This is a genomic window from Spirillospora sp. NPDC052242 (genome assembly GCF_040679555.1).
Classification (GTDB): domain Bacteria; phylum Actinomycetota; class Actinomycetes; order Streptosporangiales; family Streptosporangiaceae; genus Spirillospora.
In genome coordinates this window covers 47,803-60,689 of the sequence record NZ_JBFAUZ010000032.1, presented here as the reverse complement: position 1 = coordinate 60,689, position 12,887 = coordinate 47,803, and the positions used below count along the sequence as shown (strand labels likewise).

10 protein-coding genes are annotated in these 12,887 nt (G+C 73.5%); 3 read left to right on the top strand and 7 right to left on the bottom strand.

Annotated elements, in window-relative coordinates; all coding sequences use genetic code 11:
• Positions 1-60: 60 nt before the first annotated feature.
• Positions 61-1,620: a long-chain-fatty-acid--CoA ligase gene (locus AB0L25_RS25165; protein WP_500175128.1), complete on the top strand. Its 1,560-nt coding sequence runs from the start codon at positions 61-63 to the stop codon at positions 1,618-1,620.
• 3 nt (positions 1,621-1,623) lie between these two features.
• Here the strand turns inward: AB0L25_RS25165 and AB0L25_RS25160 are convergent, their stop codons facing one another.
• The 4 genes from AB0L25_RS25160 to AB0L25_RS25145 form a co-directional block, all read right to left on the bottom strand.
• On the bottom strand, positions 1,624-3,267 hold the full coding sequence (locus AB0L25_RS25160; RefSeq protein ID WP_500175127.1) for a hypothetical protein: 1,644 nt from the start codon (positions 3,265-3,267) through the stop codon (positions 1,624-1,626).
• 39 nt (positions 3,268-3,306) lie between these two features.
• A complete protein-coding gene (locus AB0L25_RS25155) occupies positions 3,307-4,206 on the bottom strand; it encodes an endonuclease/exonuclease/phosphatase family protein (RefSeq protein ID WP_500175126.1) in 900 nt (299 codons plus the stop codon).
• 212 nt (positions 4,207-4,418) lie between these two features.
• Positions 4,419-5,603 carry an elongation factor Tu gene (gene tuf / locus AB0L25_RS25150; protein ID WP_500175125.1) on the bottom strand — a complete coding sequence of 395 codons (1,185 nt, stop codon included), beginning with the start codon at positions 5,601-5,603 and terminating at the stop codon, positions 4,419-4,421.
• 235 nt (positions 5,604-5,838) lie between these two features.
• Positions 5,839-7,035 carry an MFS transporter gene (locus AB0L25_RS25145; protein ID WP_500175124.1) on the bottom strand — a complete coding sequence of 399 codons (1,197 nt, stop codon included), beginning with the start codon at positions 7,033-7,035 and terminating at the stop codon, positions 5,839-5,841.
• A gap of 56 nt (positions 7,036-7,091) precedes the next feature.
• Here AB0L25_RS25145 and AB0L25_RS25140 point away from each other — a divergent pair, with 56 nt between their 5' ends.
• Positions 7,092-8,297, top strand: coding sequence for an arginine deiminase (locus AB0L25_RS25140; RefSeq protein ID WP_500175123.1), 1,206 nt, complete (start codon positions 7,092-7,094; stop codon positions 8,295-8,297).
• Between the two features lie 3 nt (positions 8,298-8,300).
• Here the strand turns inward: AB0L25_RS25140 and AB0L25_RS25135 are convergent, their stop codons facing one another.
• Positions 8,301-9,914, bottom strand: coding sequence for a TlrC/CarA/OleB/SrmB family ABC-F type ribosomal protection protein (locus AB0L25_RS25135; protein WP_500175182.1), 1,614 nt, complete (start codon positions 9,912-9,914; stop codon positions 8,301-8,303).
• Positions 9,915-10,009: 95 nt separating this feature from the next.
• The gene (locus AB0L25_RS25130; RefSeq protein WP_500175122.1) at positions 10,010-11,050 is read right to left on the bottom strand and encodes a Glu/Leu/Phe/Val dehydrogenase dimerization domain-containing protein; all 1,041 of its coding nucleotides are present in this window, start codon (positions 11,048-11,050) and stop codon (positions 10,010-10,012) included.
• Positions 11,051-11,160: 110 nt separating this feature from the next.
• Here AB0L25_RS25130 and AB0L25_RS25125 point away from each other — a divergent pair, with 110 nt between their 5' ends.
• Positions 11,161-11,634 carry an Lrp/AsnC family transcriptional regulator gene (locus AB0L25_RS25125; protein ID WP_500175121.1) on the top strand — a complete coding sequence of 158 codons (474 nt, stop codon included), beginning with the start codon at positions 11,161-11,163 and terminating at the stop codon, positions 11,632-11,634.
• A 343-nt stretch (positions 11,635-11,977) separates the two neighbouring features.
• On the opposite strand, the gene AB0L25_RS25120 is transcribed toward AB0L25_RS25125, so the two are convergent.
• Positions 11,978-12,526, bottom strand: coding sequence for an ATP-binding protein (locus tag AB0L25_RS25120; protein ID WP_500175120.1), 549 nt, complete (start codon positions 12,524-12,526; stop codon positions 11,978-11,980).
• Positions 12,527-12,887 lie beyond the last annotated feature (361 nt).

Here is a 12,887-nt window from a genome sequence, read left to right as displayed (position 1 = left end):
GCTCGCCGATGGCCGCATGATTGCGCGGTAAGTGTGCGGTTATCGGCGAAAGGACGTGTCGTGCCTGGTCTGACCGAGAAATTGCGCGAGCGCGCACGCTCGCACCCCGACCGCATCGCCTACATCGCGGGCGACACGCGGATCACGTACGCGGACTTCGACCGCCGGGTCGACCGGGCCGCCGCGGCGCTCGCGGACGCCGGCGTCGGCGCCGGGGACCGGGTCGCCGTCCTCGACAAGAACTCGCTCGAGTACGCCGAGCAGCTCTTCGGCGCGGCGCGGATCGGCGCCGCGCAGGTCCCGGTGAACTACCGGCTGGCGCCCGACGAGGTCGCCTACATCGTCAACAACGCGCGCGCGAAGGTGTTCATCGTCGGGCCCGAGTTCGTCCCGGTGCTCGACGCGGTGCGCGACAAGCTCGAGCACACCACGCACGCGATCGTCATCGACGGGGCGGACGGGCACGCCCACGTCGACTACGCCGCCTGGATGAACGCGGCGCCCGAGACGGCCCCGGACGTCGAGATCGCGACGTCCGACGTGTTCGTGCAGCTCTACTCGTCGGGCACCACGGGCCTGCCGAAGGGCGTGATGCTCACGCACGACAACTTCCTCGCGGGCCTGCCGATGGTGAGGGACGCCTGGGACGTCGACGAGACGAGCGTCCTCATGGTCGCGATGCCGATGTACCACGTCGCGGGCAACGTCCTCACGGTCTGCGCCGTGCACGAGGGCATCACGGGCGTGATCGCGCGGGAGCCCGACCCGACGCTGATCGCCCGCGCGATCGAGGAGCACCGGGTCACGCACATCTTCCTCGTCCCGGTCCTCCTGCAGTTCATGCAGCTGATCCCCGAGGTGGCCGAGGCCGACCTGTCCAGCCTCCGGCTGCTGATCTACGGCGCGTCGCCGATCAGCGAGGAGGTCCTGCGGGGCGCCATGCGGATGCTGCCGAACAGCGGGTTCATGCAGGTCTACGGCCTGACCGAGACGACCGGCGCGATCACCATGCTGCCGCCCGAGGACCACGACCCGGACGGCCCGAACACGCACCGGCTGCGCAGCGCCGGCCTGCCCAACCCGGTCACCGAGCTGAAGATCGTCGATCCGGCGTCGGGCGAGGAGCAGCCGGTCGGGCAGGTCGGCGAGATCCTGTGCCGCACCCCGCAGAACATGAAGGGCTACTGGGGGCTGCCGGACGCGACGGCCACGGCGCTGCCGGGCGAGGGCTGGTTCCGCACCGGCGACGTCGGCTACCTGGACGAGGACGGCTACCTCTACATGCACGACCGGGTCAAGGACATGATCATCTCGGGCGGGGAGAACATCTACCCGGCCGAGGTCGAGAACGTCCTGATGAGCCACCCGGACGTCACCGACTGCGCGGTGATCGGCGTCCCGCACGAGAAGTGGGGCGAGACGCCGAAGGCCATCGTCGTCCTGTCCGCCGACGTCTCCGAGCAGGACCTCATCGACTTCTGCCGGGAGCGCCTCGCGCACTTCAAGTGCCCGAGCTCGGTGGAGCGCCGCGACGAGATCCCCCGCAACCCGACCGGCAAGATCCTCAAGCGGGAGCTGCGCGCCCCCTACTGGGAGGGCCACGACCGGGCGGTCCACTAGAGGTCAGGCGTTCGCCTCCGCGAGGGCGAGGCGCGCGAGAGCGGCGAGGTGGACGGGGCACCGCCAGCGGTCGGGCCCCGGCCCCTCCTTGTCCATGTAGCGGTTCGGACGGACGAACGGGCGCTGCTCGGGATGCCGCCAGGTCAGCTCGCCGCCGAACGAGTCGTGGACGAGCGGGATGAGCTGGGCGATCTGGAGCGGCGCGTAGGTCTCGAGCGGCTCGGCGGAGTGCCCATCGGTGTGGTCGCACTCCGCCGGGTCCGCCGCCGCGACCGCGCCGAGCGCCTCGGTCAGGACGTCCAGGGCCCCGGGCACGTCCGCGTACCAGTGCGGGTACCGGACGGCGTGCGCCACCGACAGCACGAACGCCGCGCGTTCGCGGGGGTCGGTCACGCCGTCGAGCAGGCGGCGGGCGCAGACGGCGGCCGCGGTCGCGTCGGCGGTGCCGGCCGTCAGATGGAACCGGACGTCCCGGGCGATCCGGGCGATCTTCGGCTTCCCGTCCGTGTCGAAGAACGGGTCCTCGCCCGCGGGCGGGGCGAAGCGCGCGGCGACGTCGCGGCGCAGGTCGGCGGCGTGGCGCAGGGCGAGTTCCCGCACGTGGACGGGGCAGGCGGCCGCCTCCGCCGTCGCGCCGGACACCGGCCGGGCCTCGACCTCCTTGTCGGTGTGCTCGGGGTCCCACAGCCGGGCGGCCGCGACCAGCCGCTCCTCCGGGGCGAGGTCGGGGTGCGGTCCGTCGTGCGCGCAGGTCGCGCCGCGCCGCACCCGGTGCGCCTCCGACAGCGCCTCGATCAGCTCGTCGCGGACGACGCGTTCCCGCACGGCGTCCTCGGCGGCGTAGTCGCAGACGCTCGACAGCGCGAGCACGAGTCCCGCACTGGCGGGGCCGTCCGGGCGGCGGCTCAGCTCGCGGGCGCACCACATGAGCCAGCCGCGGTGGTCGTCCTCCGGCCCATCGTCCCACGGGGGCTCCCGCCGCAGAATCTGGAACAGCTGGACGAGCAGCCACTTCGGCCGGATCGCCCGCTCCCTCTTGTTCCGGGTGATGAGGGCGTCGTGGTGCCCGGACGCGTGGTCGAAGAAGACGTCGGGTTCGTCCCGGAGTTCCGGCGCGTAGATGCCCTCCCCGGCCTGGGCGACCGGGCCGTCCTCGGCGAGCATCACGCTCATGGTCGCGGCGGCGTCCCGCGCCAGTTCCGCCAGGTTCTTCGGGCAGGCCCAGAGTTCCGCGTCCTCCGCGTCCTCCGGGTCGTCCGGTTCGTCCTCGGCGAGGGCGGCGATCTCCTCCATCGCGTACAGGAGGGCGTCCGGCCCCTGCTCGGAGTCGCAGGGGTGTTCCGCGTCGCCGTGCGGGCACGGCAGCGGGTCGAGCGCGTCCGCCGCCGCTTTCAGGGAGGCGTACACCCGGTCGTTGAGCGCGGCGTCCAGGGAACGCCAGCACAGGTAGGGGACGATCGCGGCCGCCCCGAGCACGGGGAGGACGGGCGAGTGGTCCGCGGCGGACTTCGCCGCCTCCTCGGCGTCCCCGGCGAGCACGGAGATGCTCAGGAACGGATCTCCGGTGGGGTAGTCGTTGACGATGCCGCTGAGGTTCCGGAGTTCGTTCGCGATGTCCGTGCCGCGGGCGGCCCAGTAGTGCTCCATGAGGGGTCGGACGCGCCGATGATCAAGCGGGTTCCCAGGTCAGCGGAACCGGACCGCCGCCGACAGGGGCCGGTGGTGGGACGACTCCACGGGCTCCGCCGGGACCCCGCAGGACACGCTCGCCGACTTCGACATGAAGATGAAGTCGTTCTTCGCGACGGCCGTGCCGCGCCAGTCCTGGAGGGTCTCGTCGCCCGTCCGGGTCGTGCCGGGGCCCTGGTCGCACTCGTTGTAGGCCGCGTAGAGGGGGTCGAGGGCCGCGCTCTTCGGCCCGTCCGCGAGGTCGCCGCCGACGACGACGCGGCCCGGCCCGGCGAACTCGGCGAGCGCCCCGGCCTGCTTCGTCCGCCACTCCCCGGCGGGGTCGGCCTCGGCGGGGGTGAACTGCGTGACGCACACGCGGGCGCCCCACGCGCCGACCTCGCCGCACAGCGCGATCCGCCCGGCGCCCTCGGGGGCGGGCAGCTTCTCGGTCTCGGCCCCGGCGAGCGTCGCCTCGGTGCCGATCGCGAGGCCGAGCCGGCCCTGCTCGTCCGCGCACTCCCCGCCGTCCGGGTACTCGGCGAACTCCCAGCTCCAGCCGTCGAGCCCGTTCTCCTCGCGGAGCGTCTCCACCTGCCCGGCGCAGACCTCCTGCAGCAGGACGGCGTTCGGTTCGACCTCGCGCCCGCCGACGACCGTCGTCCCCGCGCGCTCGACGATCTTCGCGGCCAGCTCGTCCGGGCTGCCGCCGAGCGGGCAGCCGGGGCGGGCCTCGCCGCACACGTTCCACGTCACCGCGTTCACCGTCGCCGACGGCATCTCCCGCGCCACGCTGTCGGCGTGGGCGGGGCCGCCGCCGGGGACGCCCTTGATCGCGGCGCCGGCGCCGGCGATCGTGACGATCACGGCGGCGGCCGTCACGGAGAGCAGGGGAATCAGGGCGCGGGGGGTACGCACACGTGCTCCATGTGAGGGAACTGCGGGGGGCGACGTCGGAATCTCACCACATCAAGATCGCCATCGCCACCGGTTCCCGGGGACTCGGGCCAGCAAAATATGACAATTCAAGCACTTGACATGTGTCCGAAACCCGCTTCACGCGTTGTTCCGCAACGGAAAAGGCCGGCCGCGCGCCCGCAGGCGCGCGACCGGCCGTCCGCCCGTCCGCTCTAGTCGAGCAGTTCCACGACGCTCCCGGCGCCGACCGTCCGGCCGCCCTCGCGGATCGCGAAGCCCAGCCCGGCGGTCATCGCGACCGGCTTGCCGAGGTCGACGACCATCTCGACGTCGTCGCCCGGCAGCGCCATGCCGCCCTCACCGAGGTCCACCGAGCCGACCACGTCCGTGGTGCGGAAGTGGAACTGCGGCCGGTACCCGTGGAAGAACGGCCGGCTCCGGCCGCCCTCCGCCGCGGTCAACACCCGCACCCGCGCCCGGAACCGCAGGTGCGGCCGGATCGAGCCCGGCGCGCTGACGACCTGGCCGCGGCGCACGTCCGTCCGCTGGACGCCGCGCAGCAGGATCGCCGCGTTGTCCCCGGCCTCGGCGTGCTCCATCGACTGCCCGAACGTCTCCAGGCCGGTGACGACGGACGTCAGCGTCCGCTCGTCCAGCCCGACGACCTCGACCTCGTCGCGCAGCCGCACCGCGCCCTGCGCCACCACGCCGGTCACGACGGTGCCGCGCCCGGTGATGCTCAGGACGTTCTCGACCGGCATCAGGAACGGCTTGTCGAGCACCCGCTCCGGCACCGGGACGTACGCGTCGATCGCGTCGAGCAGGTCGCCGACCCGGGCCGTCCAGTACGGGTCGCCCTCCAGCGCCCGCAGCCCGGACACCCGCACGACCGGGACGTCCTCGCCCGGGAACCCGTACTCCGACAGCAGCTCCCGGACCTCCAGCTCGACGAGGTCGAGCAGCTCGGCGTCCTCGACCATGTCGGCCTTGTTCAGCGCCACCACGATGTGCCGGACCCCGACCTGCCGCGCGAGCACGATGTGCTCCCGCGTCTGCGGCATCGCGCCGTCCTGCGCCGACACGACGAGGACGGCCCCGTCGATCTGCGCCGCGCCCGTGATCATGTTCTTCACGTAGTCGGCGTGGCCGGGCATGTCGACGTGGGCGTAGTGCCTGGTCGCGGTCGAGTAGTGGACGTGCGCGATGTTGATCGTGATGCCGCGGTCGCGCTCCTCGGGGGCGCGGTCGATCCCCGCGAACGGGACGGCCGACGCCAGCCCGCGGTCGGCGAGCACCTTCGTGATCGCGGCGGTCAGGGTGGTCTTGCCGTGGTCGACGTGCCCCATCGTGCCGATGTTCAGGTGGGGCTTGTCGCGCTCGAAGATCTGCTTGGCCATGGTTTCCGTCCTCACTCCTGGCTGGAACGTGAGAACCCGCGCGGACGCCGTGCGTCCACACGTCTTGCGGACCACCCCCCTCCGCTGGTTCTCCGGAGGCGGGGCGGAGAGGGGTCAGCGTCGCAGGCCGTCGACGGCCGCTGCCGCTGCCTCGAAGGAGGCAGCCGGCACCGCGCTCAGCAGAACGGTGTCTGCGAGCGTCCGGGTGCCGGCTGCGAAGAACATGCCCCGGACATTACGGCGCTTTCTCCGCCGCGTCGATCGGTTTTTCGCGGGGCACGTTCAGCAGGACGACACCCAGGACCGCGCCGGCCAACTGGCAGGCGGCGATCGCGAGGAGCAGGCCGTCCGCGCCCAGCGCACCGGCGAACACCGCGGTCAGCGCGGCGCCCAGCGCGGACGCGCCGATCTTCAGGCTGCCCGCGGTCGTGTTCACCTGCCCGAGCCGGTCCGGCGGCGCCTCCCGCTGCCGCAGCATCAGCGTCGCCGCGAACACCGGCCCCTCGCACACGCCCGCGACGACGAACGCCGCCATCGCCCACGGGACGGACGGCGCCGCCACGACGGCGGCCAGCGACGCGCCGAACCCGACCAGGCCCGCGATCATCACCGGTTCGGCGTGCCGCGGCGTCAGCAGGCGGCTCGACGCGAGCGAGCCGGCCAGCGACCCGACGGCCATCGCCACCAGCAGCCGCCCGCCCGCGCTCGGCTCGGCCCCCAGATGCTCCGCGACCAGGACGGCCGTCACCGCGACCCCGCCGAACCCGAGCCAGCCCACGGTCGTCGCGACCGTCAGCGCCCGCAGCACCCGGCCCCGCACCAGCACGACCATGCCGCCGGTGACGATCGACGACACGCGCGGCGCGTCGTCCGTCCGGTCCGGCGGGGGCGGGAACGGCAGGAACGGCAGCGCGCACACGCCCACGGCCGCGGCCGCGACGATCGCGACGCCCGCGAACTCGCCGCCGCCCGCGAACGCCGCCACGCCCGCCGCGAGCCCGGGACCCGCGATCGCCGCCAGGTTGTAGCTCGACGCCTCCAGCCCGTACGCGCGCGACAGCCGCTCGGCGGGCACGAACCGGGGCAGCAGGCTCGTCAGCGCCACCACGATCGGCTCCGTGCAGCCGATCACCGCCGCGACGGCGAGCGCGAGGACGAGCGGCGACCGCCCGGCCGTCGCGAGCAGCGCGGCCGTCGCAACCGCGTACCCGGCGGCGAGGAGGAGGGCGAGGCGGCGGGGACGGGACGTGCGGTCCAGTGCGTGCCCGATCACCGGCCCGCTCAGGACGTACGGGAGCGTCATCGCGGTCTGCAGGAACCCCGCGGTCGCGGCGTCGCCCGTCCGGGCCTGGACGGTCAGCACCACGGCCGTCGCGACGCCCTCCGCCGAAACCCGCAGCAACGTCGCCGCGGAAAGGTGGACGCCGATCATGCCCGCAGTCTGCCCCGGGCGCGGGGCCTCGGGAAACCGCGATCTAGACTGCGAGTGTGACGGAGACGACAGCGCACGAGCACCGGGTCACCAGTGAGGTCGGGCGGCTGCGGACCGTCCTGCTGCACCGGCCCGGCGCGGAACTGAAGCGGCTCACCCCGCGCAACAACGACAAGCTGCTGTTCGACGGGATCCCCTGGGCCGGACGGGCGCAGGAGGAGCACGACGCGTTCGCCGAGGCCCTGCGGTCCCGGGACGTCGAGGTCCTGTACGTGACGGAGCTCCTCCAGGACGCGCTGGAGTACGAGAACGCGCGCGAGCAGGCGATCGCGGACGCGATCGTCGACCTGCGGCTCGGCGACCAGCTCCGCCGCGTCGTCGAGGGGTACCTGCGCGACCTCGACCCCGAGGACCTCGCGCACACGCTCGTCGCGGGCCTCGCGCACGAGGAGCTGAAGGCGGGCCACGGGCTGGTCTACCGGCTGCTCGACCAGCAGGACTTCATCGTCGACCCCGTGCCGAACCTGCTGTTCACCCGCGACCAGAGCGTCTGGATCGGCGACCGGGTCGCGGTGACGAGCCTCGCGACGGACGCGCGGCGCCGCGAGGCCGACCTCGTGGGCCTGCTGTACGCGCACCACCCGCGCTTCGCGGGCGTCCAGCCGGTGTACGGGCCGTCCCTCGAGCACCTGGAGGGCGGCGACGTCCTGCTGCTGTGCCCCGGCGTCGTCGCGGTCGGGACGGGCGAGCGGACGACCCCCGCGGGCGTCGAGCGGCTCGCGCGGCAGGTGATCGGCGCGGGCCTCGCCCGCACCGTCCTCGCCGTCCCCATCGCGCAGGAGCGCGCGACCATGCACCTGGACACGGTCTGCACGATGGTCGACATCGACACCGTCGTCATGTACCCGCCGGTCGCGCACTCGCTCGTCGCGTACACGGTCACGCTGGACGGCGGCGACCTGCGGGTGGAGGAGCCGCGCCCGTTTCTGGAGGCCGCCGCGAGCGCCATGGGCCTCGACCGGCTCAAGGTCATCGACACCGGTCTCGACCCGGTCACCGCCGAGCGGGAGCAGTGGGACGACGGCAACAACACGCTCGCCGTCGCGCCCCGGCTGTGCGTCGCCTACGAGCGGAACATCGAGACGAACGCGCAGCTCGAGGCGGCGGGCATCGAGGTCATCCGGATCGGCGGCAGCGAGCTCGGCTCGGGCCGGGGCGGGCCCCGCTGCATGTCGTGCCCGATCCTGCGGGACGCCCCGTAGCCGTCACGCCGGTTCGAGGACCGCGCCGCGCTCCAGCTCCACGCGGGAGCCGGTGAACGCCGCCCGCAGCCGCCGGTCGTGCGTCACGATCACCAGCGCGCCCCGGTAGGCGGCCAGCGCCTCCTCCAGCTGCTCCACGAGCATCGGCGACAGGTGGTTCGTCGGCTCGTCCAGCAGCAGCAGGTCGACGGGGTCGCTCACCAGCCGCGCCAGCTCGATCCTGCGGCGCTGCCCGTGCGACAGCTCGCCCACGCGGAGCCCCAGCTCCGACGGCCGGAACAGCCCGAGGGCCAGCAGCGCGTCCGCGTGCTCGTCCGGCGTGCCGGGACGGCCGTGCGCGTAGGCCCGCAGCACCGTGCGGTCCGCCGCACCGGCCGGGCCGTCCTGCCGGAGGAACCCGACCCGGCCCGGCCGCCGCACCTCGCCGGCGTCCGGCCGCAGCTCCCCGGCGAGCACCCGCATCAGCGTCGTCTTCCCCGCGCCGTTCGGGCCGGTGACGAGCAGCCGCTCGCCGGCCCGCACCGTCAGGGCGTCCACGCGGAGGCGTCCCTCGACGACCACGCCGTCGAGCGCGGCCGCCTCGGCCGCCTCGGTGCCCGCGGTGGCGAGCGCGGCGGTGAAGCGCAGCGGCTCCGGCGGCGGCGGTGCCGGATGGTCGTCGAGCCACCGGAGCCGCTGCTGCGCCTGACGGATCCGTCCTGCGGCCCCGTGGGTCCGCGAGCGCGCGCGCCAGGCCCCGGTGCCCATGCCCGCCTTCGCCATCTTGCGCGGGATGGCCGCCAGCCGTCCCGCGTTGGCCGTGACCAGCGCGGCGTGCCGTCCCCGTTCCGCTTTCCACTCCTCGTGCGCGCGCGCCTGCGCGGCACGCTCGGCGGCCTTCGCCGCGAGGTACCCGGCGTAGCCGTCGCCGTAGCGCCGCACCCGCCCGCCGTCGACCTCCAGGACGGTCGTCGTCACCCGCTCCAGGAACGTCCGGTCGTGGGTGATCGCCACGACCGTCCCGCGGTGCGCGCGGAGCCGCCGCTCGAGCCAGGCGACGGCCTGGTCGTCGAGGTCGTTGGTCGGCTCGTCGAGCAGCAGCAGTTCGGGATCGGACGCCAGCGTGGCCGCGAGGACGAGCCGCGACCGTTCGCCGCCCGAGAGGGTCCCGAGCGTGCGGCCCCGGTCGAGGCCGGGCAGCCCGAGGGCGTGCAGCGCGGCGTCCACCCGCGCGTCGGCCTCGTAGCCGCCGCGCGCCTCGAACTCGGCGACGAGGCCCGCGTACGCGTCCAGCCCGTCCCCGTCGAGGGCGCGTTCGGCCGCGCGCATCCGGGCCTCCAGCACCCGGAGGTCGGCCAGGGCCAGATCGACGGCCGCGCCCACCGTCGCGTGGAGCGGCAGGTCGAGCGCCTGCGGCAGGTGCCCGAGGCCACCGGGCGCGATCACCGTGACGTCCCCGTTGTCCGGCCGCACGGCGCCCGCCAGCAGGCCGAGCAGCGTCGACTTCCCGGACCCGTTGTCGCCGATCACGCCGATCCGCTCGCCGGGCTTCACCGTGAGCGACACCCGGTCGAGGACGACACGGTCGCCGTAGCGCTTGGTGGCCTCGACGAGCGCCAGTTGACTCGCGGTACGCAGAAGGCCCCACCTCCTCCGATCAAGACGAGACGTTCCGTCTCGCTTGCCACGAGTATGCGAGCCGCATCCACGAAAGTCAAGACGAACCGTCTCGTCTAGTTCGGAGCTGCGGCCGTCCGGACGCGGTCGCGGGCCATGTCGGCCGCCACCCGCGCGGGCGTGCGGCCGAGCCGGTCGGCGGCGGCGAGGAGGTCCGCGACGGTATCCCCGATGGCCGCGACCCGCGCGCGGGCCTCGGCGGCGCCGCGGAGGTGCAGCTCGGTCGTGATCGCGTTGATCACCCCGCCCGCGCTCACCACGTGGTCGGGCACCCAGAGGATCCCCCGGCCGTGCAGCAGGTCGGCGACGCCGGGCTCGGCGAGCTGATCGTTCGCGGGACCGACCACGGCCCGGCAGCGCAGCCGCGCGACGGCCTCCGGGGTCAGGAGGCCGCCGAGGGCCGCGGGGATCAGGAAGTCGACGTCCGCCGCGCCGATCTCGGCGGGATCGCACCAGGACGCGCCGAGTTCGGCGCAGACGTCCCGCTTGCCGGGGTCGATGTCGGTCGCCGTCAGCTCGGCGCCCTCGGCCGCGAGCAGGCGGCCGAGCCGTTCCCCGACGCGGCCGAGGCCGATCAGCGCGCAGCGCCGCCCGTCCAGGCTCGCGGTGCCGTACAGGTGCCGGGCGGCGGCGCGCAGCGCGGCGAGCGCCCCGTCCGCCGTGTGCGGGGACGAGTCGCCGCTGCCGCCCAGTCGCACCGGCCTGCAGAACACGTGCGGGGTGACCTCGCCGACGATCGCCATGTCGGCCGGGCTCGTCCCCACGTCCGGCCCGGTCGCGTACGCGCCGTCCAGCGCGTCGATGACCTCGGCGACGTCGTACAGGACGTCGCGCCTGCGGGCGCCGTCCGGCACCGGGCCGTCCGGCAGGGCGACCACGGTCTTCCCGCCGCCGCTCGGCAGCCCGGCCAGCGCCGTCTTGGCGGTCATGGCGGCCGAGAGCCGCAGCGCGTCGTCCAGCGCGTCGCGCCAGCCGGCGTACCGCCGGAACCGGAGCCCGCCCGCCGCCGGGCCCAACGCGGTGGAGTGGACGGCGACGATCACCGGCAGCCCGGCGCGCCGCCCGGTCCGGATGACGACCTGTTCGTGATCGAGCATGGCCCGGTTCCTCCTTAGATCGAACGGCACCATGCACAACTATCGGTCATTTGAACGGATCACACGAGATGGATCGAACGAACGTCCAGAATCGATGCTACGGTCCGGCCGTGGACGAACTTGATTCAAAGATCGTGCGGCTTCTCCAGACGGATGCGCGGCAGTCCAACCGGGAGCTCGCCCGGCGGCTCGGCATCGCGCCCTCGACGTGCCTGGAGCGGGTGCGGGCACTCACCCGGCGGGGCGTCATCCGCGGCTACCACGCCGACATCGACCCGGCGGCCCTCAACCGCGGCGTCCAGGCGCTCGTGTCGGTCCAGGTGCGGCCGCTCAGCCGGGCCGCCATCGACGGGTTCAAGTCCTTCGCCGGCGGGCTGCCGGAGGTCCTGCACGTCTTCGTGCTGTCCGGCGACGACGACTTCCTCCTGCACGTAGCCGTACAGGACCTAGATCACCTGCACGGCTTCCTCGTCGACCGGCTGAGCAAGCGCAGCGAGGTGACCGGCTTCCGCAGCTCGATGATCTTCCAGCAGGTGACCAACACCGCCCCCGCAAGACTCCCGCCCGCCCAGACCCGATCGTGATGCAGCGAGGACCTTCGACAGCGGACCTCAGCCCGACCCCCAGCCAGAGCGGACCGGAACCACTGCGATTGCGTCCGAAGGCAGGTTCGAGCGAAGCGAGAACCTGATCGCGCAGCGGGCCCCCTGGGGCGACTCGGAGCGATGCAGCAATCGCACGCGACGAAGGCCGCTCAAGGCCCCCAGGGCCCTGAGCGGCCTTCGTCGCAATAAACACGTTGGACGCTCGGGCGGTGTCGACGGGGGCACGACAGCGCCCGAGCTTGACGAGGACACTACAAGGTGCCGGGACGGGCGCTTCGGGCGGGGGTGTACTTTTCAACTACCTCGGCCGGGAGGGGCCCGGCTACGCGGGATATGCCCTGGTCGTGGGCACGCCGTTGCGGGCGTCGTCGCAGAAGTCGCTCGTCGACGGCTCGTCGAAGAGGTCGGGGAAGGCGGACAGGTCGGGCATGACAACGTGTTCGCCGGTGGTCGAGGCGACGCCCGCCGATTCGTTCGAGCGGGGTGCCCGCAGGACGGCCCACACGGTGGTCGCGCCCTCCTCGTGGCGCACGCCCCAGCCTTCGGAGAGGGCCTCGACGATGCCGAGCCCCCGGCCGCCGAGCGAGGAGAGCGTCCCGGGGCCGCGGCGCGGTTCGGTCATCGCGCCGCCGTCGCTGACCTCCAGTTCGAGGACGTCGCCGTGGCACATCCAGCAGACCTTGACCTGGCCGGACGGGAGCGGGCGCGCGTGCCGCAGCGCGTTGCTGATGAGTTCGCTCACGATGACGCTGGCATCGTCCACGACGGCTTCGTAGACGCCCGACTCCGCGAGTTCGGAGCTGAGGCGCCTACGGGCGACCGCGACGCTGGACGGCGCGTGTGGCAGCAGTACGACGCTCGACGCCCTCACCTCCCCGTCGATTCGCTTGCTCGGACTGTCCCGTCGCCGCTCTTCCGGTACGACCGGAATGCCCTGTTGACATCGTCCGGAAACCCGGACGTTCCAGTTTGCCACCTGCACAACGAGTCACCGGCCCTCCGGTCACGGTGATCACCCCCGGTAGCGGTGTTTCGACGGCGTCTCCGATGTCATCTCGTCACCAACTGCGACCCACAATGGATCTATCCACCCGCCGCCGCCTTACTCATCGGAACCGTGTTATCTGCGTCGCCCTCGGGCCCGGCGGACGGCCGGAACCGGGGGTCCCACGGGTCAGCACCCTGCCAGGCGACGGGATCGGCGGCGGCGCGGAACACGCCGATCTCACCCG

Excerpts from the sequence above, each read along its gene's own strand:
- AB0L25_RS25160 (WP_500175127.1), bottom strand. The coding sequence starts at position 3,267 with ATGGAGCACTACTGGGCCGCCCGCGGCACGGACATCGCGAACGAACTC.
- tuf (WP_500175125.1), bottom strand. The coding sequence starts at position 5,603 with ATGGCCAAGCAGATCTTCGAGCGCGACAAGCCCCACCTGAACATCGGC.
- AB0L25_RS25145 (WP_500175124.1), bottom strand. The coding sequence starts at position 7,035 with ATGATCGGCGTCCACCTTTCCGCGGCGACGTTGCTGCGGGTTTCGGCG.
- AB0L25_RS25130 (WP_500175122.1), bottom strand. The coding sequence starts at position 11,050 with ATGCTCGATCACGAACAGGTCGTCATCCGGACCGGGCGGCGCGCCGGG.